General features: G+C 41.0%; 24 protein-coding genes, 2 rRNA genes and 2 other annotated features (1 of these 28 only partly in view). All 26 genes read left to right on the top strand.

The genetic code is table 11. The features are described from left to right. Positions 1–412, top strand: a 23S ribosomal RNA gene (locus ACSVDJ_RS00515); it begins 2,521 nt to the left of the window's first position. Positions 413–606: 194 nt separating this feature from the next. Continuing rightward, positions 607–722, top strand: a 5S ribosomal RNA gene (gene rrf / locus ACSVDJ_RS00520). Between the two features lie 154 nt (positions 723–876). Then, positions 877–1,338, top strand: a complete 462-nt coding sequence (locus ACSVDJ_RS00525) for a CtsR family transcriptional regulator (RefSeq protein WP_439170746.1) — start codon at positions 877–879, stop codon at positions 1,336–1,338. A 15-nt stretch (positions 1,339–1,353) separates the two neighbouring features. Further along, entirely contained in the window at positions 1,354–1,905 is a 552-nt protein-coding gene (gene mcsA, locus ACSVDJ_RS00530) for a protein-arginine kinase activator protein McsA (protein ID WP_439170748.1), read from the top strand. Continuing rightward, a complete protein-coding gene (gene mcsB, locus ACSVDJ_RS00535; RefSeq protein ID WP_439170749.1) occupies positions 1,896–2,951 on the top strand; it encodes a protein-arginine kinase McsB in 1,056 nt (351 codons plus the stop codon). Before mcsA ends, mcsB begins: the two co-directional genes overlap by 10 nt. A gap of 20 nt (positions 2,952–2,971) precedes the next feature. Beyond that, positions 2,972–5,407 carry an ATP-dependent protease ATP-binding subunit ClpC gene (gene clpC / locus ACSVDJ_RS00540; protein ID WP_100404170.1) on the top strand — a complete coding sequence of 812 codons (2,436 nt, stop codon included), beginning with the start codon at positions 2,972–2,974 and terminating at the stop codon, positions 5,405–5,407. Between the two features lie 89 nt (positions 5,408–5,496). After that, positions 5,497–6,870 carry a DNA repair protein RadA gene (radA, locus tag ACSVDJ_RS00545; RefSeq protein ID WP_439170750.1) on the top strand — a complete coding sequence of 458 codons (1,374 nt, stop codon included), beginning with the start codon at positions 5,497–5,499 and terminating at the stop codon, positions 6,868–6,870. A 100-nt stretch (positions 6,871–6,970) separates the two neighbouring features. Then, positions 6,971–8,059: a PIN/TRAM domain-containing protein gene (locus ACSVDJ_RS00550; RefSeq protein ID WP_439170751.1), complete on the top strand. Its 1,089-nt coding sequence runs from the start codon at positions 6,971–6,973 to the stop codon at positions 8,057–8,059. Between the two features lie 14 nt (positions 8,060–8,073). Further along, positions 8,074–8,754 (top strand): 2-C-methyl-D-erythritol 4-phosphate cytidylyltransferase, encoded by a 681-nt coding sequence (gene ispD, locus ACSVDJ_RS00555; RefSeq protein ID WP_439170752.1) that lies wholly within the window; start codon positions 8,074–8,076, stop codon positions 8,752–8,754. Between the two features lie 13 nt (positions 8,755–8,767). Beyond that, positions 8,768–9,250, top strand: a complete 483-nt coding sequence (gene ispF / locus ACSVDJ_RS00560; protein WP_439170753.1) for a 2-C-methyl-D-erythritol 2,4-cyclodiphosphate synthase — start codon at positions 8,768–8,770, stop codon at positions 9,248–9,250. 75 nt (positions 9,251–9,325) lie between these two features. Next, positions 9,326–10,786, top strand: coding sequence for a glutamate--tRNA ligase (gene gltX, locus ACSVDJ_RS00565; RefSeq protein WP_439170755.1), 1,461 nt, complete (start codon positions 9,326–9,328; stop codon positions 10,784–10,786). A 44-nt stretch (positions 10,787–10,830) separates the two neighbouring features. Further along, positions 10,831–11,054 (top strand) — a binding site (T-box leader). A 64-nt stretch (positions 11,055–11,118) separates the two neighbouring features. Beyond that, positions 11,119–11,784 carry a serine O-acetyltransferase gene (gene cysE / locus ACSVDJ_RS00570; RefSeq protein WP_439170757.1) on the top strand — a complete coding sequence of 222 codons (666 nt, stop codon included), beginning with the start codon at positions 11,119–11,121 and terminating at the stop codon, positions 11,782–11,784. Further along, positions 11,765–13,165: a cysteine--tRNA ligase gene (gene cysS, locus ACSVDJ_RS00575; RefSeq protein ID WP_439170759.1), complete on the top strand. Its 1,401-nt coding sequence runs from the start codon at positions 11,765–11,767 to the stop codon at positions 13,163–13,165. The genes cysE and cysS overlap by 20 nt, the downstream gene beginning before the upstream one ends. Positions 13,166–13,167: 2 nt before the next feature. Continuing rightward, complete coding sequence (locus tag ACSVDJ_RS00580) at positions 13,168–13,569, top strand: Mini-ribonuclease 3 (RefSeq protein WP_439170760.1); 402 nt, start codon at positions 13,168–13,170, stop codon at positions 13,567–13,569. An 18-nt stretch (positions 13,570–13,587) separates the two neighbouring features. Then, on the top strand, positions 13,588–14,331 hold the full coding sequence (gene rlmB, locus ACSVDJ_RS00585; RefSeq protein WP_439170762.1) for a 23S rRNA (guanosine(2251)-2'-O)-methyltransferase RlmB: 744 nt from the start codon (positions 13,588–13,590) through the stop codon (positions 14,329–14,331). A 3-nt stretch (positions 14,332–14,334) separates the two neighbouring features. Next, positions 14,335–14,844, top strand: a complete 510-nt coding sequence (locus ACSVDJ_RS00590) for an NYN domain-containing protein (protein ID WP_439170764.1) — start codon at positions 14,335–14,337, stop codon at positions 14,842–14,844. Between the two features lie 66 nt (positions 14,845–14,910). After that, positions 14,911–15,561 (top strand): RNA polymerase sporulation sigma factor SigH, encoded by a 651-nt coding sequence (sigH, locus tag ACSVDJ_RS00595; protein ID WP_518620569.1) that lies wholly within the window; start codon positions 14,911–14,913, stop codon positions 15,559–15,561. Between the two features lie 68 nt (positions 15,562–15,629). After that, positions 15,630–15,776, top strand: coding sequence for a 50S ribosomal protein L33 (gene rpmG, locus ACSVDJ_RS00600; protein WP_439170768.1), 147 nt, complete (start codon positions 15,630–15,632; stop codon positions 15,774–15,776). Between the two features lie 38 nt (positions 15,777–15,814). Then, a complete protein-coding gene (secE, locus tag ACSVDJ_RS00605) occupies positions 15,815–16,000 on the top strand; it encodes a preprotein translocase subunit SecE (protein ID WP_439170769.1) in 186 nt (61 codons plus the stop codon). A gap of 147 nt (positions 16,001–16,147) precedes the next feature. Then, positions 16,148–16,684 (top strand): transcription termination/antitermination protein NusG, encoded by a 537-nt coding sequence (gene nusG, locus ACSVDJ_RS00610; protein WP_439170770.1) that lies wholly within the window; start codon positions 16,148–16,150, stop codon positions 16,682–16,684. A gap of 166 nt (positions 16,685–16,850) precedes the next feature. Then, positions 16,851–17,276, top strand: a complete 426-nt coding sequence (gene rplK / locus ACSVDJ_RS00615) for a 50S ribosomal protein L11 (protein WP_041101809.1) — start codon at positions 16,851–16,853, stop codon at positions 17,274–17,276. Positions 17,277–17,400: 124 nt separating this feature from the next. Next, entirely contained in the window at positions 17,401–18,099 is a 699-nt protein-coding gene (rplA, locus tag ACSVDJ_RS00620) for a 50S ribosomal protein L1 (RefSeq protein WP_439170772.1), read from the top strand. Positions 18,100–18,147: 48 nt separating this feature from the next. Then, positions 18,148–18,293 (top strand) — a sequence feature (ribosomal protein L10 leader region). Between the two features lie 71 nt (positions 18,294–18,364). Then, complete coding sequence (gene rplJ, locus ACSVDJ_RS00625) at positions 18,365–18,865, top strand: 50S ribosomal protein L10 (RefSeq protein WP_439170773.1); 501 nt, start codon at positions 18,365–18,367, stop codon at positions 18,863–18,865. 66 nt (positions 18,866–18,931) lie between these two features. Next, positions 18,932–19,297, top strand: a complete 366-nt coding sequence (rplL, locus tag ACSVDJ_RS00630; protein WP_439170774.1) for a 50S ribosomal protein L7/L12 — start codon at positions 18,932–18,934, stop codon at positions 19,295–19,297. A gap of 160 nt (positions 19,298–19,457) precedes the next feature. After that, positions 19,458–20,069, top strand: a complete 612-nt coding sequence (locus tag ACSVDJ_RS00635) for a class I SAM-dependent methyltransferase (RefSeq protein WP_439170775.1) — start codon at positions 19,458–19,460, stop codon at positions 20,067–20,069. 234 nt (positions 20,070–20,303) lie between these two features. Then, entirely contained in the window at positions 20,304–23,858 is a 3,555-nt protein-coding gene (gene rpoB, locus ACSVDJ_RS00640; RefSeq protein WP_439170776.1) for a DNA-directed RNA polymerase subunit beta, read from the top strand. The last annotated feature ends 104 nt before the right edge of the window (positions 23,859–23,962 follow it).

The raw sequence follows: 23,962 nt of genomic DNA on the forward strand, positions 1-23,962 counted from the left end.
AGGTTTGGCACCTCGATGTCGGCTCATCGCATCCTGGGGCTGTAGTCGGTCCCAAGGGTTGGGCTGTTCGCCCATTAAAGCGGTACGCGAGCTGGGTTCAGAACGTCGTGAGACAGTTCGGTCCCTATCCGTCGCGGGCGCAGGAAATTTGAGAGGAGCTGTCCTTAGTACGAGAGGACCGGGATGGACGCACCGCTGGTGTACCAGTTGTCTTGCCAAAGGCATCGCTGGGTAGCTATGTGCGGACGGGATAAGTGCTGAAAGCATCTAAGCATGAAGCCCCCCTCAAGATGAGATTTCCCATAGCGCAAGCTAGTAAGATCCCTGAAAGATGATCAGGTAGATAGGTTCGAGGTGGAAGCGTGGCGACACGTGGAGCTGACGAATACTAATCGATCGAGGACTTAACCAATAAAGCAGAGGCGACTGTTCAGACATGACAAGCAAATGTTCTGACGCTGGAAAGACGTTAGTCTTGTAAGCGGCAGGTTATTTGACTCGAATGTCTAGGAGCCGGAGCTAGAAATAGATACACCAATAGGCGATTTGCAAGGTTACAATACTTATTATCCAGTTTTGAAAGAACAACTCTTTCAAACTTTATAGTCTGGTGGCGATAGCGAAGAGGTCACACCCGTTCCCATACCGAACACGGAAGTTAAGCTCTTCAGCGCCGATGGTAGTTGGGGGGTTCCCCCTGTGAGAGTAGGACGTTGCCAGGCACCAACCAAAAGAACAGCTTATGCTGTTCTTTTTTTAGTATGGGAAAATATAAATTGGTTCATGCTAATCTATACATATAAATTGCCATAAACAAACTTCATCATGTATAATTAACGTCAAATATAGTCAAAGTCAGAAATGGAGGAGGTATTGGTGCGAAATATATCTGATATCATTGAGGATTATTTGAAAAGAGTGTTGAAAACAAGCGGTAGCGAAATAGTAGAAATAAAAAGAAATGAAATTGCTGATAAGTTCCAATGCGTCCCTTCGCAAATTAATTACGTCATTAATACTCGTTTTACCATTGAAAGAGGGTATATTGTTGAAAGTAAAAGAGGGGGTGGAGGATACATTCGAATTATTAAAGTGCAAGTTCATGATCAACAGGATTTAATTGATCAGATAATTGCACTTGTTGGGAAGCGGATTTCACAGGCGAATGCTGATGATATTCTTTCTCGCTTAGTAGAAGAAGAAGTGATTTCAAATCGAGAAGCAAAAATAATGATAAGTGTGACGGATCGCTCTGTTTTGGATATAGAACTTCCTAGTCGAGATGAACTCAGGGCAAGAATGATCATAGCTATGTTAATGGCATTGAAATACAAATAAAAGGAGGGATCTCTTTTGATTTGCCAAGAATGTAAAGAAAGTCCAGCTAACTTGCATGTTACTAAAACAATAAATGGCGAAAAAACAGGACTGTATTTATGTGAAAGGTGTGCACGGGAAAGAGGAGAACAATATATGCTCAGTGGTCATCCTCAATTTTCTATCAACAATTTGCTTAGCGGCTTGTTTAATCTCGATTCTCTTTTTTCATCAAAGCCCGCTCAATATCCACAACAAAAGCCATTGAAATGTGATCATTGTCAAGTAACCTTTCAGCAATTCGTTAATATGGGTAAGTTTGGGTGTCCTCATTGTTATGAAGCGTTTAGTGAGCAATTAGATCCCATTTTAAAAAGGCTTCAAAATGGTAATAATGTGCATGTAGGGAAGATTCCACAAAGAGCAGGCGGAACTCTTCAATTGAAAAAAGAAATAGGAGTTCTTAAAGAGGAACTTCAACAGTTAATTATGCACGAAGAGTTTGAGCAGGCAGCTGAACTAAGAGACAAAATTCGCTCCCTCGAAAAAAATTTACATTTTGAAGGAGGAGAGTCTTCATGTCTCTAGAAAGATTTATTAATCAGGCTGCTAGCTCATGGATGAGCAGTGAAGGCCCTCAATCTGATATTGTGTTAAGTTCTAGAATTCGTTTAGCTAGGAATTTGGCACAATATAAATTTCCTGTTTTTTCAACAGCTGAAGAAGCAGTGGAAATGACAGAAGAGATTACTAAGGCTGTACAATCTTATTCTCCTGTCGAGCTACTTACAATGAAAGAGTTGTCTTCCTTGCAAAAAAGAGTATTAGTAGAGAAGCACTTAATAAGCCCTCTACTAGCAGATTCCTCTCCTTATGGGGCGGTTCTCCTCTCTGAAGTGGAAGATATTAGCGTCATGATTAATGAGGAAGATCATATTCGAATTCAATGCTTGTCACCTGGGTTACAATTAAAAGAAACGTTAGAAAAAGCGAATGCAATTGATGATGCGATTGAAGAGCAAGTGCAGTTTGCTTTTGATGAACAAAGAGGTTATTTAACGAGTTGCCCAACGAATGTTGGAACGGGATTAAGAGCATCCGTGATGATGCATCTTCCTGGTTTAGTATTAACCCAACAGATTAATCGAGTTATTCCGGCAATTAATCAATTGGGATTAGTTGTTAGAGGAATTTATGGTGAGGGTAGCGAAGTGTTAGGGAATATATTTCAAATTTCTAACCAACTTACACTTGGGAAATCTGAAGCTGATATTGTGGAAGACTTATTGAGTGTAGTTCATCAACTAATTGCACAAGAACACTCGGCAAGAGAAATGTTAATGAGTACTTCTGCTATCCGTTTGGAAGATAGAGTTTTTCGTTCATATGGCGTTTTAACGAATGCGCGAATTATTGAAACAAAGGAAGCAGCTCAATGTCTTTCCGATGTGAGACTTGGAATTGATATTGGATATATTAAACACATTTCAAAAAGCATTTTAAATGAGTTAATGATTTTAACACAACCGGGATTTTTACAACAGTATGCTGGTGAAGTTCTTCATCCAGAAGAAAGAGATATTAGACGAGCGGCTCTTATTCGCGAGCGGCTCAAAATGGAAGAAAACTGTTGATGTAAAGGAGATGGATGGACATGATGTTCGGTCGATTTACTGAAAGAGCTCAGAAGGTTTTAGCACTAGCACAGGATGAAGCAATTCGTCTTGGGCATAGCAATATAGGAACAGAGCATATTCTTTTAGGATTAGTGCGAGAAGGAGAAGGAATTGCGGCAAAAGCTTTGTACGGGCTTGGACTTAGCTCGGAGAAAATCCAGCAAGAAGTGGAGAAATTGATTGGTCGAGGAGAAGGAAGCGCACAAACAGTCCATTACACTCCTCGTGCAAAAAAAGTAACTGAATTATCAATGGATGAGGCAAGAAAGCTAGGTCACTCTTATGTCGGAACAGAACATATTCTGCTCGGGTTGATTCGAGAAGGAGAAGGCGTGGCGGCGCGAGTTCTCAGTAATTTAGGGGTAAGCTTAAATAAGGCTCGTCAGCAAGTTCTTCAATTATTAGGCAGCAATGAAGCTAATGGACATCAAGGGGGAGCAGCATCTAGTGTGAATACGCCGACGCTTGATAGTCTAGCACGAGACTTAACGGTGATCGCGAGAGAAGGTAGCCTAGATCCCGTTATTGGCCGTAGTAAAGAAATTCAACGAGTTATTGAAGTGTTAAGTAGAAGAACGAAAAATAACCCGGTGTTAATTGGTGAGCCAGGCGTCGGGAAAACAGCTATTGCAGAAGGTTTAGCTCAGCAAATTATTAATAATGAAGTGCCGGAAACTCTCCGTAATAAGCGAGTTATGACATTAGATATGGGGACGGTTGTGGCTGGTACGAAATATCGCGGCGAATTCGAAGATCGTTTAAAGAAAGTAATGGATGAAATTCGTCAGGCAGGAAATATCATTTTATTCATTGATGAATTGCATACACTCATTGGTGCAGGTGGAGCAGAAGGCGCGATTGACGCTTCTAACATTTTAAAACCATCTTTAGCTCGCGGGGAACTGCAATGTATTGGTGCAACTACACTAGATGAGTATCGGAAATATATCGAAAAAGATGCTGCGCTTGAGCGTCGTTTCCAACCGATTCAAGTAGACGAACCAACATTAGACGAATCCATTCAGATTTTAAAAGGATTACGAGATCGCTATGAAGCGCATCACCGTGTATCCATCACGGATGAAGCGATTGAAGCGGCTGTAAAAATGTCGGATCGATATATTTCAGATCGCTTTCTTCCAGATAAAGCGATTGACTTAATTGATGAGGCGGGTTCTAAAGTTCGATTACGCTCCTTTACAACACCTCCAAATTTAAAAGAATTGGAAGTGAAGTTAGAGAGTATTCGAAACGAAAAAGATGCAGCTGTCCAAAGTCAAGAGTTTGAAAAAGCGGCATCTTTGCGCGATTCAGAGCAAAAACTTCGTGAAGAGCTAGAGCGTACGAAAAACAGTTGGAAAGAAAAGCAAGGAAAAGAAAACAGTGAAGTGACCGTTGAAGATATTGCGATTGTTGTCTCTAGCTGGACCGGCATTCCAGTTTCTAAACTTGCTCAAACAGAAACAGAAAAACTGTTAAACTTAGAAGAAATTCTACACTCTCGTCTGATCGGACAGGAAGAAGCAGTGAAAGCTGTTTCTAAAGCAGTTCGTCGTGCAAGAGCTGGTTTGAAAGATCCGAAGCGACCAATTGGTTCATTTATTTTCTTAGGACCAACGGGTGTCGGTAAAACGGAACTAGCAAAAGCGTTAGCTGAATCAATGTTCGGTGATGAGGATGCGATGATTCGCATTGATATGTCTGAATACATGGAAAAACACTCAACATCTCGTTTGGTTGGTTCACCTCCTGGGTATGTCGGTTATGAAGAAGGCGGCCAGCTAACGGAAAAAGTTCGTCGCAAACCATACTCCGTTGTTTTATTAGACGAAATCGAAAAAGCGCATCCAGATGTATTTAATATTTTATTGCAAGTGCTTGAGGACGGTCGTTTAACAGATTCTAAGGGACGCACAGTAGACTTCCGTAACACGGTACTGATTATGACGTCCAATGTAGGAGCTCAATCACTGAAACGCAATAAATATGTAGGCTTTAATATTCAAGATGGAGAGCAAGATTTCAAAGATATGAAGGGCAAAGTGATGGAAGAGTTAAAACGTGCCTTCCGACCAGAATTCCTTAACCGGATTGATGAAATTATTGTGTTCCATGCTTTAGAGAAAAAGCATTTGAAAGAAATTGTAACATTGATGTCTGATCAGTTAACGAGTCGCTTGAAGGAGCAAGATATTATCGTTGAGCTAACCGATCAGGCGAAAGAAAAAATTGCCGATGAAGGGTACGATCCAGAGTACGGAGCTCGTCCGCTGCGTCGTGCGTTGCAAAAGCAAGTGGAAGATCGCTTATCCGAAGAGTTATTAAAAGGAAAAGTATTAACGGGTCAACATGTGATCGTCGATGTTGATAATAATGAATTTGTCGTGAAAATAAAGGAACCATCCGCTTTTTAATTAAGAGGAAAGGATGCACAACAAGAATTCATAGTGCATCCTTTTTTTAAATTTGATGAATATAAGGTAATATTAGAAAGGAACAAGATATGGCGAAGAAGAAAACAAAATTTATTTGTCAGTCATGTGGCTATGAGTCACCGAAATGGATGGGAAGATGCCCTGGTTGTAGTCAGTGGAACCAAATGGTTGAAGAAGTATCGATTACTGGTACGCCAAAGCGGACATTTATGCATTCAGAAACAACGGTTTCTACAAAGCCGGCTAAGTTGTCAGCAGTAGAAACAGTCCAAGAGCCAAGGGTGACAACGGATTTACAGGAATTTAACCGAGTGCTAGGTGGCGGTGTTGTACCAGGGTCGCTCGTCTTAATTGGAGGAGATCCAGGAATCGGGAAATCGACGTTGTTATTACAAGTTTCTTCACAGCTGAGTGCTAAAGCAAGTAAAGTGTTATATATTTCTGGTGAGGAATCGATTAAGCAGACGAAATTACGAGCGGATCGACTAGCGGTGAAGGATGATAATCTATTCATCTATTCCGAAACGAATTTGCAGCTTATTCATTCGGCGATTGAAGAGTTAGCACCATCCTTTGTGATCATTGATTCTATCCAGACGGTGTACCACCCTGAAGTGACGTCTGCTCCAGGAAGTGTGTCCCAAGTTCGTGAATGTACAGCTGAATTGATGCGAATTGCCAAAATGAATGGGATTGCGATCTTTATTGTCGGGCATGTGACAAAAGAAGGTTCGATTGCCGGGCCTCGATTGTTGGAACATATGGTTGACACTGTGTTATATTTTGAAGGAGAACGTCATCACACGTACCGAATTTTGCGAGCAGTCAAAAATCGTTTTGGTTCTACAAATGAAATGGGTATTTTTGAAATGAAGGAAGATGGACTAGAAGAAGTAGCGAATCCATCGGAAATTTTTTTAGAAGAACGTTCTCAAGGTACATCTGGCTCCACTGTTGTTGCCTCAATGGAAGGAACACGCCCCGTTCTTGTTGAAATCCAAGCACTCATATCACCCACTGTGTTCGGAAACCCTCGTCGAATGGCAACAGGCATGGATCATAACCGTGTGACACTTTTAATGGCGGTACTTGAAAAGCGAGTGGGCTTATTGTTGCAGAATCAAGATGCGTATTTAAAAGTGGCTGGTGGGGTAAAATTAGATGAACCAGCGATTGATCTAGCGATTGCTGTGAGCATTGCTTCAAGCTTTCGTGATCAGCCAACAAATCCGACTGATTGTATTATTGGAGAGGTTGGATTGACAGGTGAAGTGAGGAGAGTATCAAGAATTGAACAGCGAGTCTCTGAAGCCGCTAAGCTAGGGTTTACTCGAATTATTGTACCAGCTAATAACCTAGGTGGATGGAAAGTACCTGAAGGCGTAGAAATAGCGGCAGTCTCTACCGTTAACGAAGCTCTCAAAATTATTTTTGGTAAATAACTATTTTAAGATTTATAAAAATAAATAAAAATAGTTTTTTCAAAAAAACGGTTTTAAGTGGAAAAAAGTGTTTATAATAATATGAGGAGGTGAAAGTAGGATGTTAAAACGTCTTGTACAGGCGGGGTTTATTATTTTAGGTGGTACACTAGGTATTATTTTGATTCCGGACTTATTACAATTAATTAAATTAGATCAAGTGCACTTAATTAATAACTCGTATGCGGCAGCTATATTAGGAGCAGTGCTTTTCTATGTGCTAACTTTTTGGGCCATTGATCATATCGTTCACTTTGTGAAATGGTTAGAAGATCGTATTGTTACTGCTCCATTGACGGACATTCTTTCTGGAAGTTTAGGTTTGATTTTAGGGTTAATTGTAGCTTTCTTGGCGGGGAATGCCCTCTATTCTGTTGAAATTCCACTCGTGGATACGGTAGTACCGATTCTCTTAACGATATTACTTGGTTATTTAGGATTTCAAGTAGGTCTTAAAAAGCGAGATGAGATTATTAGCCTTTTCTCGATCAATAAAGGTGCAAAGAAAAAAGAAGTTGCTGAGGAGCCAGTAGTACCGAAGCGGCTTTATAAAATTTTAGATACAAGCGTGATTATTGATGGGCGGATTGCAGATATTTGTCAAACGGGATTTTTGGAAGGATGTATGATCATTCCTCAATTTGTCCTTGAGGAGTTACAGCATATTGCGGACTCTTCTGACACGTTGAAGCGAACGAAAGGACGAAGAGGGTTAGATATTTTAAATCGTATTCAAAAAGATATCCCGGTTGATGTGGAGATTATTGAGCGAGATTTTGAAGATATTCAAGAAGTCGATAGCAAGCTTGTAAAGCTAGCGAAAGAAATGAACGGAATCGTTGTGACGAATGATTTTAATTTAAACAAAGTGTGTGAGCTCCAAAAAGTCCAAGTGTTGAATATTAACGATTTAGCCAACGCGGTCAAGCCTTTAGTCATTCCTGGCGAGGAAATGCATGTGCTTGTCATTAAGGATGGGAAAGAGCAGAAGCAGGGGATTGCCTATTTGGACGATGGTACGATGATCGTTGTAGAAGAAGGGCGAGACTATATTGGCAAGCATATCGATGTAGTAGTAACAAGTGTGCTACAAACATCAGCGGGACGAATGATTTTTGCTAAACCGAAAATGATTGAAAAAGCGCTTTAAAGGGGAATCGAAGGATGGCGTATCAAGTAGTGATTCCGGCAGCAGGTCAAGGAAAGCGGATGAAAGCAGATCGTAACAAGCTGCTACTTTCGTTACAAGACCGCCCGGTCATTATTCATACATTAGAAGTATTTGAAAAGGACCCAGCTTGTGATGGTATAGTTCTGGCTGTTAAAGAAGAGGAGAAGCCGCTATTTACTCATTTGATCACTGAGTATAATGTGTCAAAAGTTTACAAACTCGTAACGGGTGGAGAAGAGCGGCAGCAAAGTGTATATAGCGGCTTAAAGCAGCTTGAGCACGCCGACATTGTTCTTGTTCACGATGGTGCTCGTCCATTTATGACGAGCAAGATGATCGATCAATTAGTTGAGCAAGCAAACATATCAGGAGCGGCGATTGCTGCTGTTCCTGTGAAAGATACAATTAAGCGTGTACACGATGGGACTGTTGTTGAGACAGTCGAGCGTTCTAGCTTGTGGGCGGTACAAACACCACAAGCTTTTCGCTTGTCTTCTTTACTTCAAGCACACGAACAAGCAGAAAAGGATGGCTTTTTAGGAACCGATGACGCTTCTTTGATCGAAAGAATGAACGTTCCTGTTCAAATTGTAGCAGGTGACTATGATAATATTAAATTGACAACGCCGGAGGACTTAGTCTTCGCTGAGGCAATTATTCAAAAAAGAAAATAAAGGAGGCGGAATCATGTTTCGTATTGGACAAGGCTTTGACGTTCATCAATTAACGGAAGGACGTCCGTTAATTATTGGAGGAATTGAGATTCCATATGAAAAAGGATTGCTCGGACATTCTGATGCAGATGTTTTACTACACACGATCGCCGATGCTTGCCTTGGGGCGGTTGGCGAAGGAGACATCGGTAAGCATTTCCCAGATACTGATCCGGCGTTTAAAGATGCGGACTCCGCTGTTTTACTACAGCATGTTTGGAAGTTAGTTAAAGAAAAAGGTTACGTTTTAGGTAATATAGATTGTACGATCATGGCGCAACAGCCGAAAATGGCTCCACATATAGAAAAGATGCGCAATCGAATTGCCGAGCTTTTAGAAGCAGAGGCTACACAGGTGAATGTGAAGGCAACCACAACGGAGAAACTAGGCTTTGTTGGTAGAGAAGAAGGGATTGCTTCACAAGCGACGGTTCTTTTAGTTAAGCCTACGGTGTAACCATCTTTCTTCTAATTAGCAACAGTGGTAAAATAGAAAAATAATTATTTTAGGGAAAATCGAGGAGGAAACAGCATGGCCAATGACATTCGCGTGCGGTATGCGCCAAGCCCGACAGGTCACTTACATATTGGGAATGCACGTACAGCGCTGTTTAACTATTTATATGCCCGCAATAAAGGCGGAAAATTTATTATTCGGATTGAAGACACCGATCAAAAGCGAAATATTGAAGGTGGCGAAGAAAGTCAATTAACTTACTTACGCTGGCTCGGTATTGATTGGGATGAAGGTGTCGATGTTGGTGGAGAATATGGCCCATATCGTCAATCTGAACGCAATGATATTTATAAAAAATATTATGATCAATTATTAGAAGAAGGCAAAGCTTATAAATGCTATTGTACGTCGGAAGAGCTAGAAGCGGAACGTGAAGCTCAACAAGCGGCAGGGAAAGATATGCCAGGATATTCTGGAAAGTGCCGTCATTTAACAGCGGAAGAACAAGCGAAGTTAGAAGCGGAAGGTCGCACACCGAGCATCCGTATTAAAGTACCAAAAGGCGAGATTCTATCATTTAACGATATGGTGAAAGGCGAAGTGTCTTTTGAGTCGGATGGCATTTCTGACTATGTCATTGTGAAGCAAGATGGAACGCCAACGTATAACTTTGCTGTTGCGATCGATGATCATTTAATGGAAATGTCTCACGTTCTGCGTGGAGATGACCATATTTCAAACACACCAAAACAATTGGTTATTTATCAAGCTTTAGGTTGGGAGCCTCCTGTTTTCGGACACATGACGTTAATTGTGAACGAAAGCCGTAGAAAGTTAAGTAAACGGGATGAATCGATTATTCAATTTATTGAACAATATAAAGAACTTGGCTATTTGCCGGAAGCGCTGTTCAATTTCATTACGTTGCTTGGCTGGTCTCCAGAAGGGGAAGAAGAGATCTTTTCCAAAGAGGAATGTATCGAAATCTTTACAGCTGACCGTTTATCGAAATCCCCTGCTTTATTTGATCAACAAAAATTGCAGTGGATGAATAATCAATACATGAAAAAAGTAGACGTTGAAAGAGTAGTTGAACTCGCTCTTCCACATTTAATTAAAGCGGGTCGTATCGATGAAAATCCATCTGCGGATCAGCTTGAGTGGACGAAGCAACTGATTGCTCTTTTCCAAGAAAAAATGAGCTACGGAGCAGAGATTGTCGAATTATCTGAGCTATTCTTTAAAAAGGAACTCACTTTTGAAGAAGAAGCGAAAGAAGTTCTTCAAGAAGAGCAAGTACGTGAAGTAATGACTTCTTTCTTGGCTAAAGTGGATGAGTTAGAAGCATTTGAAGCAGAAGAAATTAAAAAAGCGATGAAAGCTGTTCAAAAGGAAACGGGGCATAAAGGTAAAAAGTTATTTATGCCAATTCGTGCAGCGGTAACGGGGCAAACACATGGTCCAGACTTACCGAAAGCCATTGAGTTGATCGGGAAAGAAACAGTGAAAGAACGTCTACAACAGATTATCGATTAACATTTTCGTTCAAATGTAATATATTATAGTTAGATAAAACTCGATACAAAGCGTTGAAGAGGAAAAGTAGGTAATCGAAGCTTTCCAGAGAGAATCGTCACCGGCTGCGAGCGATTTAAGTGACTCGATTATTGAAGTGCCCCTCTGAGCCTGTGGCTGAATTAACAGTAAGCGACAGCGGGAACTCCCGTTAACAGTTTGAAGTTGGGGAGATAGGTATGCCTATTTCTCAAACAGAGTGGAACCGCGTAAATCAAACGTCTCTGTCAAATCAGAGGCGTTTTTGTTTTGCTTTTGAATCGGAAATCAACAGGGTGAGAGGAGGAAAGAGCGTGTTTAAAGTATTAAAAGAAGACATCGATACGATATTTGAACAGGACCCAGCGGCGCGCAGTTATATAGAAGTTGTGTTAACTTACTCTGGGTTACACGCCATTTGGGGACATCGTCTGGCGCATGCCTTTTATAAAAGAAAGTTCTATTTCATCGCTCGTCTAATCTCACAAATCAGCCGTTTCTTTACCGGGATCGAAATCCATCCAGGCGCTCAAATTGGCCGTCGGCTATTTATTGATCATGGCATGGGAGTGGTCATTGGTGAAACGTGTGAGATTGGTAATGATGTCACGATTTATCAAGGAGTGACACTTGGAGGAACCGGGAAAGAGAAAGGAAAGCGGCATCCGACAGTGAAAGATCATGTGTTGATTGCGACGGGAGCCAAAGTGCTCGGTTCGATTACCGTTAGTGAGAACTCGAAAATAGGAGCGGGTTCTGTCGTATTAAAGGATGTACCACCGGATTCGACAGTGGTTGGAATTCCAGGGAAAATCGTCATTCGTGATGGTAAAAAGATCACGAAAGATTTAAATCATCGGGATTTACCTGATCCAGTGGCTGACCGACTTCAAATAATGGAAAAAGAAATAACTCAGCTAAAACAAGAACTTAACGAGCTACGGAAGGGAGAATATCAAAATGACCATTCGTCTGTATAACACTTTAACACGTAAGAAAGAAGAGTTGATTCCTTTAGAAGAAGGAAAGATAAAAATGTATGTATGCGGTCCAACCGTATACAACTATATTCACATCGGTAACGCTCGCCCAGCGATTGTATTTGACACAGTTCGACGTTATTTACAATATCGCGGCTACGATGTGACGTTTGTTTCTAATTTCACAGATGTCGATGATAAATTAATTAAAGCGGCCAACGAACTTGGTGAAGAAGTGCCAGCGATCGCGGAACGATTTATTAAAGCGTACTTTGAAGATACAGGAGCACTAGGTTGCCAAAAGGCAGATGTGCATCCGCGTGTGACGGAAAATATCGAATTAATTATTGAGTTTATTGAGCAATTGATTGAAAAAGGGTTTGCCTATGAGTCAGCCGGTGATGTGTATTACCGTACAAGAAAATTTGATGGTTACGGAAAACTGTCACAGCAATCGGTCGATGAACTAAAAGTGGGTGCACGCATCGACGTTGGCGAAAAGAAAGAAGAAGCACTTGATTTCGTTCTGTGGAAAGCGGCGAAAGAAGGCGAAATTTACTGGGAAAGTCCATGGGGGAAAGGTCGTCCAGGTTGGCATATTGAGTGCTCGGCAATGGCGAGAAAGTATTTAGGTGATACAATAGATATACATGCAGGTGGACAAGATTTAGCGTTTCCGCATCATGAGAATGAAATCGCTCAGTCGGAAGCATTAACAGGAAAACCATTTGCTCGTTACTGGATGCATAACGGATATATTAACATTGATAATGAGAAAATGTCGAAATCTCTCGGGAATTTTGTGCTGGTTCACGACATTATTCAACAAATCGATCCGCAAGTGTTACGCTTTTTCATGTTATCCGTTCATTATCGTCATCCAATTAACTATAATCAAGAGCTGCTTGAACAAGCGAAAACGTCTCTTGATCGTTTAAAAACGGCCTATGAAAATTTAAAACATCGTAAGCAAGCGAGCACCAATTTGACTGAAGGCAATGAAAATTGGTTTGCCAAAATTCAAGAGGTTCATCAAGTGTTTACACAAGAAATGGATGATGACTTTAATACAGCGAATGCGATTTCTGTTTTATTTGATTTGTCGAAACAGGCGAACTATTACTTAATGGAAAAACATACGTCGACAGAAGTGATCGACGCTTTCTTAAAAGAATTTGAAGACTTATTCTTCATTCTCGGTTTAACTCTTGAAGAGGAAAAAGGGCTGCTTGATGAGGAAATCGATGGACTAATTCAACAGCGGGTTCAAGCGAGAAAAGAACGTAATTTCCAATTAGCTGATGAGATTCGTGATAAGTTGAAGGAAATGAACATTATTGTAGAAGATACGCCGCAAGGCATCCGCTGGAAAAGAGGATAAATATGCTAGAGTTCGCACCATTGAAAGATGCTAAGCAAATGAATAGTTTGGCCCTTGCCTATATGGGGGATGGTATATATGAGGTATATGTGCGACGTCACCTTCTCGAACTGGGCAAGGTAAAGCCGCAATTATTGCATAAACAAGCGACCAAATATGTGTCGGCAAAAGCACAGGCGAAAGTGTTATTTCAAATGATCGAAGAGGAAAGGTTAACAGAAGAAGAGTTAGCGATTGTTCGAAGAGGGCGTAATGCCAAATCAGGAACCGTGCCAAAAAATACAGATATACAGACATATCGGTATAGCACGGCGTTCGAAGCTCTTCTTGGCTCCCTCTTTTTAACCGGCCAAGATGATCGTCTTGTCGAAATTATCGAATATTGTCTAAATCAGGAAGTTTAAGGAGAGGAGGAAAAATATATGTCGAAAGAATTTATCGCGGGTAGAAACCCTGTATTAGAGGCGTTACGCTCTGATCGTGAAATTAATAAAATTTGGATTGCAGAAGGCGCTCAAAAGGGGCCGATGCAGCAAATTATGAAAATGGCGAAAGAGCAAAATGTGCTTGTCCAATTTGTTCCTAAACAAAAAGTCGATCAAATGAGTGATGAGAATCATCAAGGAGTAGTAGCATCAGTTGCTGCTTACAACTATGCGGAGCTTGATGATCTCTTTGCGAAAGCAGAAAAAAGTGGAGAAGCGCCGTTCTTTCTATTGCTTGATGAGATTGAAGATCCACACAATCTCGGTTCGATTATGCGTACAGCTGATGCGGTAGGAGCTCACGGTATCATTATTCCGAAGCGTCGCGCAGTCGGCTTGACGGCAGCTGTAGCGAAAGCCTCCACGGGGGCAATCGAATACATTCCAGTCGTACGTGTGACCAATTTATCGCGAACGATGGAGGAATTGAAAGAGCGTGGGCTATGGATTGCAGGTACGGACGCTAAAGGCGCCGATGATTATCGCAATTTTGATGGGACGATGCCTTTAGGGTTAGTGATTGGCAGCGAGGGCAAAGGAGTTAGCCGTCTTGTGAAAGAAAAGTGTGATTTTCTCATTCAGCTACCAATGGCTGGCCGTGTTACATCTTTAAATGCTTCTGTTGCCGCAGGATTACTCATGTATGAGGTTTATCGAAGACGCCATCCTCTAGGGGAGTAACAGATGAACATCCTGATTGTTGATGGATACAACATTATAGGGGATTGGCCGGAACTTCGAGAACTGAAGCAGCATGACCTTGCATCCGCTCGTGATCGGTTGATCGAGCGGATGGCTGAATACCGAGGGTTTACGGGTAGTCGAGTGATCATTGTGTTTGACGCGCATTTTGTTAAAGGCACAGAAAAGAAGTACCGGGACTCAAAAGTAGAAGTGATTTTCACAAAAGAAAATGAAACAGCAGATGAGCGCATTGAAAAGTTGGCCATTGAGCTGAATCATATAAAAAATCAAATTTCAGTTGCCACTTCCGATTTCACAGAGCAGTGGGTCATTTTCGCTCAAGGAGCTTTACGTGTTTCGGCGAGAGAGTTACTTACAGAAGTGAAGTCAGTGAGCAAAAAGATCGGAAGCAGCATGAAGAAAATTGAAGAAAAGCGGCCGAGTGCGAAAATCCAGCTTAGTGATGAAGTGGCAGAAATTTTTGAAAAGTGGCGTCGTGGACAGAAATGAGTAGTTGACGTTCAAAAAAACGGTACTGTATAATATTGCTAGTCTATGTTTTTGCAAGCGGAAGGGATGTGTGTGGGCGTGAAACGTTCAAATGGTTTAGCACTAGAAACGCTTAATGACGAGCAACTCATAGAACTTGTTCATAACGGGGACAGTGATGCTCTAGATTACTTGATCCACAAATACAGAAATTTTGTGCGAGCAAAGGCGCGCTCTTATTTTTTAATTGGAGCGGATCGGGAGGATATTGTTCAAGAGGGAATGATCGGTCTATACAAAGCCATTCGTGACTATAAAGAGGACAAGTTAACCACCTTTAAAGCTTTTGCTGAACTATGCATTACAAGACAGATTATTACAGCTATTAAGACAGCCACTAGACAAAAGCACATTCCGCTTAACTCTTACGTATCACTGGATAAGCCGATCTATGACGAAGAGTCAGATCGCACATTGATGGATGTGATTACGGGAGCAAAAGCGATGAACCCGGAAGAATTGATTATTAATCGAGAGCAATTCAATAGCATTGAGGATAAGATGAACGAGTTGTTGAGCGATTTAGAAAGAAAAGTATTAGCGTTGTATTTAGATGGGCAATCCTATCAGGAGATATCAGAAGAGCTAAATCGTCATGTGAAATCGATTGATAATGCGCTTCAACGGGTGAAACGAAAACTAGAACGTTACCTGGAATTTAAAGAGATTACAATGTAGGGAATCACTTGACTAGTTTCTATAACAATGATATTTTTTACAATTGAGATAGAGAAGGTGATTTCATAATGGCAAATAAATTAATTTTAGCTTGCTCGGAGTGTGGATCAAGAAATTATTCCACTCAAGGGAAAGCAACGGGCGATGGACGATTAGAAGTCAAAAAGTTTTGCAACACTTGCAACAAGCATACCGTTCATAAGCAAACGAAGTAAAGAACCGGTGTGCAAGTCATCATACGGAGGTTCTAGAAATGTCTAACATTACACAATTTTTTCGCAATGTAAATTCCGAAATGCGAAAAGTAAGTTGGCCAAAGAAAAAAGAATTAACAAGCTATACGATCACTGTTATCACAACAGTTGTTTTTCTTGCCCTTTTCTTTTTAGCTGTTGACCAAGGTATTTCCGCTGTTATTAACTGGGCGACGTCAAAGTAATTGGCTGATTTATTATTAAGGCTTGAATATACTGTTTTTTTATATGGTATAATGAAACATCATAGAGACAATAAAAAAGCCCGCTTCAACGGGTTTTTTAATTTGCTTTTAACAAATAAAGGAGGGAAGGACGCTTAGTCCCTTTCAATGGAGAAGAATTGGTATGTTGTTCACACATATTCTGGATATGAAAATAAAGTAAAAGCGAATCTTGAAAAGCGTGTAGAGTCGATGGCTATGCAAGATAAAATTTTCCGTGTCATCGTTCCTGAAGAGGAAGAAACGGATATTAAAAACGGTAAGAAAAAAGTAACGAAAAGAAAAGTATTTCCTGGATATGTTCTAGTAGAAATTGTTATGACTGATGATTCTTGGTATGTCGTTCGGAATACACCTGGAGTAACAGGTTTCGTTGGATCTGCGGGTCATGGCTCAAAACCGACGCCGTTATTGCCGGATGAAGTAACAAACATCTTAAAGCAAATGGGTATGGATGAAAAACGAAAAGAAGTAGACTTTGAAATCAACGAAACTGTCATCGTCAATGAAGGTCCATTTGCTGAATTTGAAGGTACAGTTGAAGAGATTGATTATGACAAAGCTAAACTAAGAGTGCTCGTCAATATGTTTGGTCGAGAAACGCCTGTTGAGCTTGATTTTGACCAAGTAAATAAATTAAAATGAAAACTGCTTGAAATGTTAAATGAAAAATGATAATATTTTTAAGTCGGTATGTCTCGGAATTTGAGACTAATTTTAATTGATCATCTTTATTTGAAATAAAGATATTATTTGAGTGGGAGGGGAAGATCCCCAAATACCACATCACGGACTTAAGGAGGTGTGTCTCGTGGCTAAAAAAGTTATTAAAGTTGTTAAGTTGCAAATCCCTGCAGGTAAAGCTAATCCTGCGCCACCGGTAGGTCCTGCACTTGGTCAAGCTGGTGTTAACATCATGGGATTCTGTAAAGAATTCAATGCTCGTACTGCGGATCAAGCTGGTTTAATCATTCCGGTTGAAATTTCGGTATTTGAAGACCGTTCATTTACATTTATCACAAAAACTCCGCCAGCTGCTGTACTTCTTAAGAAAGCAGCAGGTATCGAGTCTGGTTCTGGTGAACCAAACCGCAATAAAGTGGCAACAGTGAAACGCGATAAAGTTCGCGAAATCGCTGAAACAAAAATGCCTGACCTAAATGCAGCTAGCGTTGAAGCAGCTATGCGCATGGTTGAAGGTACTGCCCGCAGCATGGGTATTGTGATCGAAGACTAATTATTAGTCTAGTTGAAGTTGTTGTTCAAGGGTTGCGATGTGGATGTAGTTAAATATACTTCACTCGCAACCTTTATTCGTGGGAGGTTATTCCGCTAAAACCACATAAGGAGGATTTTTAATAATGGCTAAAAAAGGTAAAAAGTTTCAAGAAGCAACAAAGCTTGTTGACCGTTCAACAGCATATGCAATTGAAGAAGCAGTTGAGTTAGTGAAGAAAACAAACTTCGCAAAATTCGATGCAACAGTAGAGGTTGCTTTCCGTTTAGGTGTTGACCCTAAGAAAGCAGACCAACAAATCCGTGGAGCAGTTGTTCTTCCAAACGGAACTGGTAAAACTCAAAAAGTTTTAGTATTTGCTAAAGGTGAAAAAGCGAAAGAAGCAGAAGCAGCGGGGGCTGACTATGTTGGTGATGCTGATTACATCAACAAAATCCAACAAGGTTGGTTCGAATTTGATGTAATTGTTGCTACTCCTGACATGATGGGTGAAGTTGGTAAACTTGGTCGCGTGCTTGGACCTAAAGGTTTAATGCCAAATCCTAAAACAGGAACAGTTACATTCGATGTAACGAAAGCGATCACAGAAATCAAAGCTGGTAAAGTAGAATACCGCGTTGATAAAGCTGGTAACATTCACGTGCCAATCGGTAAAGTATCATTCGAAAACGAAAAATTAGTTGAAAACTTCAACACAATTTTCGATACAATGATGAAAGTGAAACCAGCAGCAGCTAAAGGAACATACATGAAGAATGTAACAATTACTTCAACGATGGCTCCTGGTATCAAAGTAGATCCTTCATCTGTAGCTGTAAAATAATAAGTTGACAATCAGAAATGTATCTGATAGAATACATTCTGTTGCAAAATAAATTTAACATTTATACCGTAGACAGCAGGGGCTTTAATAGCTTAATTTCCCGCCGAGGTAATACGAATATATATAGTGTAGCATCTTGCTGTACTTTTCGTACCTCCATGTCTGCAAAGCGTGGAGGTTTTTACTTGCTTCGAGGTATGAATGACAAAGTAAAGCGAAAAAGATGGTTCCGTCTTTTTCGGAGAAATCTACAGGAGGTGTAAAGATGAGCAGTGTAATTGAACAAAAGAAACAGTTAGTTACCGAAATCGCTGAAAAATTCAAAAATAGTGCAACTACAGTTGTAGTAGACTACCGTGGATTAACAGTAGGTGAAGTAACAGAACTTCGTAAGCAACTTCGTGAAGCAGGTGTTGAGTTCAAAGTATTCAAAAACACTTTAACTCGCCGTGCAGCTGAAATGGCAGAGATCTCTGGTTTAGAAGATTCTCTTACAGGTCCAAGCGCGATTGCGTTCAGTGCAGAAGATGCGATTGCACCAGCGAAAATTCTTAACAATTTTGCGAAAGAGCATGAAGCGTTAGAAATTAAAGCAGGTGTACTTGAAGGAAACGTTGTGTCTGTTGAAGAAGTTAAAGCTCTTGCTGAACTTCCATCACGCGAAGGACTTCTTTCTATGCTACTCAGCGTATTGCAAGCTCCTATGCGCAACTTCGCTCTTGCGACAAAAGCTGTTGCAGAACAAAAAGAAGAACAAGGTGCGTAAGCTAATCTATTTAGCGACAGCCTAAACTAATAAAACATAATGTAAAAATTAAGGAGGAAATTTAAAATGACTAAAGAGCAAATCATTGATGCGATTAAAGAAATGTCCGTTCTTGAATTAAACGACTTAGTAAAAGCTATTGAAGAAGAGTTTGGTGTAACTGCTGCTGCTCCTGTAGCAATGGTTGGTGGCGCTGCTGGTGGAGACGCTGCTGCTGAGAAAACTGACTTTGATGTTGTACTTACTGAAGCAGGTGCACAAAAAATTAAAGTTATCAAAGTTGTTCGTGAAATCACAGGTCTTGGTCTTAAAGAAGCAAAAGAACTTGTTGACAACACTCCAAAAGCACTTAAAGAAGGTGCTTCTAAAGAAGAAGCTGAAGAGCTTAAAGCTAAACTTGAAGAAGTTGGCGCTGGCGTAGAAGTTAAGTAATAAAGTAGTAATCAACAACAAAGGCTCGCTGAATCCAGCGGGCTTTTGTTTTGTCTTTGCATATCGATTCGAATTTTGGTTAAATGAGAGTAGCTAAGGCCTTCATGTGCAAATGGCACTTGAGCAGTCGCCTCGCTTGAAGATGATTGGAGGGATCTGCATGGCAAATCATTATTATTCATCAACTCCTGAAAGTGAAAGTAGCCCGGTATACTGGGAATACATGCTGAAAAATAAGACATTTCGTTTTAAGACGGATGCAGGAGTGTTTTCGAAAAAGGAAGTAGACTTTGGTTCACGTTTGTTAATTGAACATTTCGAGTTGCCCAAAATAGAAGGGGCGCTACTTGATGTTGGTTGTGGTTATGGTCCGATTGGTTTATCGATTGCTACACAATCTCCAGAGCGTCTCGTTCATATGGTTGATGTCAATCAACGGGCGTTAGCTCTAGCGAAAGAAAATGCGGAGTTGAATCGAATTAGCAATATTACTGTTTATGAAAGTGATCGTTTAGAAGCTGTCGTAGAAAATCAATTTGCGGCAATTTTAACGAATCCACCTATTCGTGCAGGGAAACAAGTAGTAATGGATATTTTCCGTCAAAGCTTTCGGAAATTGGCGGTTGGAGGTCAGCTTTGGGTTGTGATCCAAAAGAAGCAGGGGGCTCCATCAGCGATCAAAGAATTAGAGAGCCTGTTTGGTGAAGTGGAAACAGTCGAACGCTCCAAAGGATATTACATTCTTAAAGCAGAAAAATCATTGACTGACTAAAATCTTTATGGTATTATTGTAAAATGCCAATATAATATTTGTGTCCATTTTCTCGGAAATTGATGTATGATTTTTTAAGTAGATGGGAACAATGAAAAAATAATAGTTCATTATGTGAAAAAAATGAGGTTTTCTTTGAAAAACCCTTTTTCTTTTTGTCTTATAGAATAGACTGGCCGTCTACTATAAGGAATATATAGGCAACTAAAACGCTTGATTTGAGGGGTGAATCAGTTGACAGGTCAACTAGTTCAGTATGGACGACACCGCCAACGTAGAAGTTATGCACGTATTAGCGAAGTTTTAGAATTACCAAATCTTATTGAAATCCAAACATCCTCCTATCAATGGTTTCTTGATGAGGGCTTAAGAGAGATGTTTCAGGACATTTCTCCTATTGAAGATTTCACTGGTAATCTTGCATTGGAATTTATCGATTATAGTCTTAGCGACCCGAAGTATCCAGTCGACGAGTCTAAGGAGCGCGATGTAACGTATTCTGCTCCACTTCGAGTAAAAGTCCGTCTTTTAAACAAAGAGACTGGTGAAGTGAAAGACCAGGAAGTGTTCATGGGTGATTTCCCGCTTATGACTGAAACAGGAACATTCATTATTAATGGAGCAGAACGTGTTATCGTTTCCCAGCTAGTCCGTTCTCCGAGTGTATATTACAACGGGAAACTGGATAAGAACGGGAAGAAAGGTTTTACTGCTACAGTAATCCCAAACCGAGGCGCTTGGCTCGAGTATGAGACAGATGCAAAGGACATTGTTTATGTCCGTATAGACCGCACGCGCAAGCTACCAATCACCGTATTGCTTCGTGCGCTAGGGTTTGGCTCTGATCAAGAAATCATCGATCTAATCGGCGATAATGAATACATCCGTAATACGCTTGAAAAGGATAATACGGAGAGCACGGAAAAAGCGCTGATTGAAATTTATGAGCGCCTTCGTCCGGGTGAACCACCGACTGTTGAAAATGCAAAAAGCTTGTTGATCTCTCGTTTCTTTGATCCGAAACGATACGATCTAGCAAGTGTAGGACGATACAAAATCAACAAGAAGCTTCATACGAAAAACCGCTTGTTCGGTCAACGTTTAGCTGAAACGCTTGCGGACCCAGAAACAGGTGAAATTATCGCTGAAGCAGGAACGCTTCTTGACCGCCGTGCGCTGGACAAAATTATTCCTAACCTTGAAAGTGGGGCAGGATTTAAAACGTTCCGTCAATCTGGTGGCGTAGTAGAAGAAGATATTATCGTTCAATCAATTAAAATCTATGCTCCAAACAGTGAGGAAGAAAAAGTAATCAATGTTATCGGCAATGGTTTCCCTGAGTTTGATGTGAAGCACATCACTCCAGCAGACATCATTTCTTCGATTGGTTATTTCTTTAACCTTCTTTATGGAGTAGGAAATACAGACGATATTGACCATTTAGGTAATCGTCGCCTTCGTTCTGTTGGTGAATTGTTACAAAACCAGTTCCGAATTGGTTTATCACGTATGGAGCGCGTCGTTCGTGAAAGAATGTCCATCCAAGATACAAATACAATTACACCGCAGCAACTAATTAATATTCGCCCAGTGATCGCGTCTATTAAAGAGTTCTTCGGAAGCTCTCAGCTTTCTCAGTTCATGGACCAAACGAATCCGCTAGCTGAATTGACGCATAAGCGTCGTTTATCTGCATTAGGACCTGGTGGTTTAACAAGGGAACGCGCAGGCTTTGAAGTGCGTGACGTTCACTACTCTCACTACGGCCGTATGTGTCCGATTGAAACGCCAGAGGGCCCGAACATCGGTTTGATTAACTCTTTATCATCATATGCAAAGGTTAATCGATTTGGTTTTATTGAAACGCCATATCGTCGTGTTGATCCTGAAACAGGAAAAGTAACGAGTCGAATCGACTACTTGACTGCTGATGAGGAAGACAACTATGTTGTTGCTCAGGCGAACGTACCTTTAGATGAAGACGGCTCATTCCTTGAAGAGGAAGTAGTCGCGCGTTTCCGTGGAGAAAACACGGTCGTTAAACGCGAACGTGCAGATTACATGGACGTTTCACCTAAACAGGTTGTTTCTGCAGCGACTGCTTGTATTCCTTTCTTAGAAAATGATGACTCCAACCGTGCCTTAATGGGAGCGAACATGCAACGTCAGGCTGTGCCATTAATGCAGCCGGAAGCTCCGATTGTAGGAACAGGAATGGAGTATGTATCAGGGAAAGACTCTGGTGCTGCGGTTATTTGTAAGTATGAAGGTATCGTTGAGCATGTTGAATCTCGTGAAATTTGGGTTCGTCGCATTCAAGAAATCGATGGACAAGAGGTTAAAGGAAATCTCGATAAATATCGTTTACTGAAGTTTATTCGTTCTAACCAAGGAACATGCTATAATCAACGTCCGATTGTTAGTGTAGGAAATCGTGTTGTCAAAGGCGAAATCCTTGCCGATGGTCCATCGATGGAAAAAGGTGAACTTGCTCTCGGTCGCAACGTAATGGTTGGATTCATGACATGGGACGGTTACAACTATGAGGATGCCATCATCATGAGCGAAAGACTCGTGAAAGATGATGTGTATACATCTATTCACATTGAAGAGTATGAATCAGAGTCTCGTGATACGAAATTAGGACCTGAAGAAATTACTCGCGATATCCCTAACGTAGGTGAAGACGCGCTTCGTAATCTAGATGAGCGTGGAATCATTCGCGTAGGAGCAGAAGTGAAAGATGGAGATTTACTTGTAGGTAAAGTAACGCCAAAAGGGGTTACAGAACTTACGGCTGAAGAACGTCTATTACATGCAATCTTCGGTGAAAAAGCACGTGAAGTACGTGATACATCCCTTCGTGTACCACACGGTGGGGGCGGAATTGTCCTTGATGTAAAAGTGTTTAACCGTGAAGATGGAGATGAACTTCCACCAGGTGTGAACCAGCTTGTTCGCGTTTATATCGTTCAGAAGCGTAAAATTTCTGAAGGAGATAAGATGGCTGGACGACATGGTAACAAAGGGGTAATCTCCCGTATCTTACCGGAAGAGGATATGCCTTTCTTGCCGGATGGTACGCCAATCGACATCATGTTAAACCCGTTAGGGGTACCTTCTCGTATGAATATCGGACAGGTGCTTGAGCTTCATCTTGGAATGGCAGCTAGATACCTTGGTATCCATGTAGCTACTCCAGTATTCGATGGTGCGACAGAGGATGACGTATGGGAAACAATTGAAGAAGCGGGAATGTCTCGTGATGCGAAGACTGTTCTTTACGATGGTCGAAGCGGAGAGCCATTTGATAACCGTGTATCAGTTGGAATTATGTACATGATCAAATTAGCGCACATGGTTGATGATAAGCTTCATGCTCGTTCAACTGGACCTTACTCTCTTGTGACACAACAACCTCTAGGTGGTAAAGCTCAGTTTGGTGGTCAGCGTTTCGGAGAGATGGAGGTTTGGGCGCTCGAAGCATATGGAGCTGCTTATACACTTCAAGAAATCCTTACTGTTAAGTCGGATGACATTGTTGGTCGTGTGAAAACATATGAAGCGATTGTTAAAGGTGAAAATGTTCCAGAACCGGGTGTTCCAGAATCATTTAAAGTTTTAATTAAAGAGCTTCAAAGTTTAGGTATGGACGTGAAGATTATGTCCGGCGACGATCAAGAAATTGAAATGCGTGACTTAGAAGATGAGGATGACATTCAGCAGGCAGATACATTAAATATTGCCCCTGAAGAAACAGCAACTGAAAAAGTAAGTTCAACGGATTAATTAATGATGCCGGAGAAGTCTTATACGGGCTTCTCCGGCTATCTTGACTAAAAGCAACGAAGCGATCTTGGGTAAAACCTGTAGACTGAAAGGGAGGTAGGCCC

Origin of the sequence: Bacillus sp. Hm123, assembly GCF_051842975.2 — a bacterium.
Lineage (GTDB): Bacteria > Bacillota > Bacilli > Bacillales > Domibacillaceae > Bacillus_CE.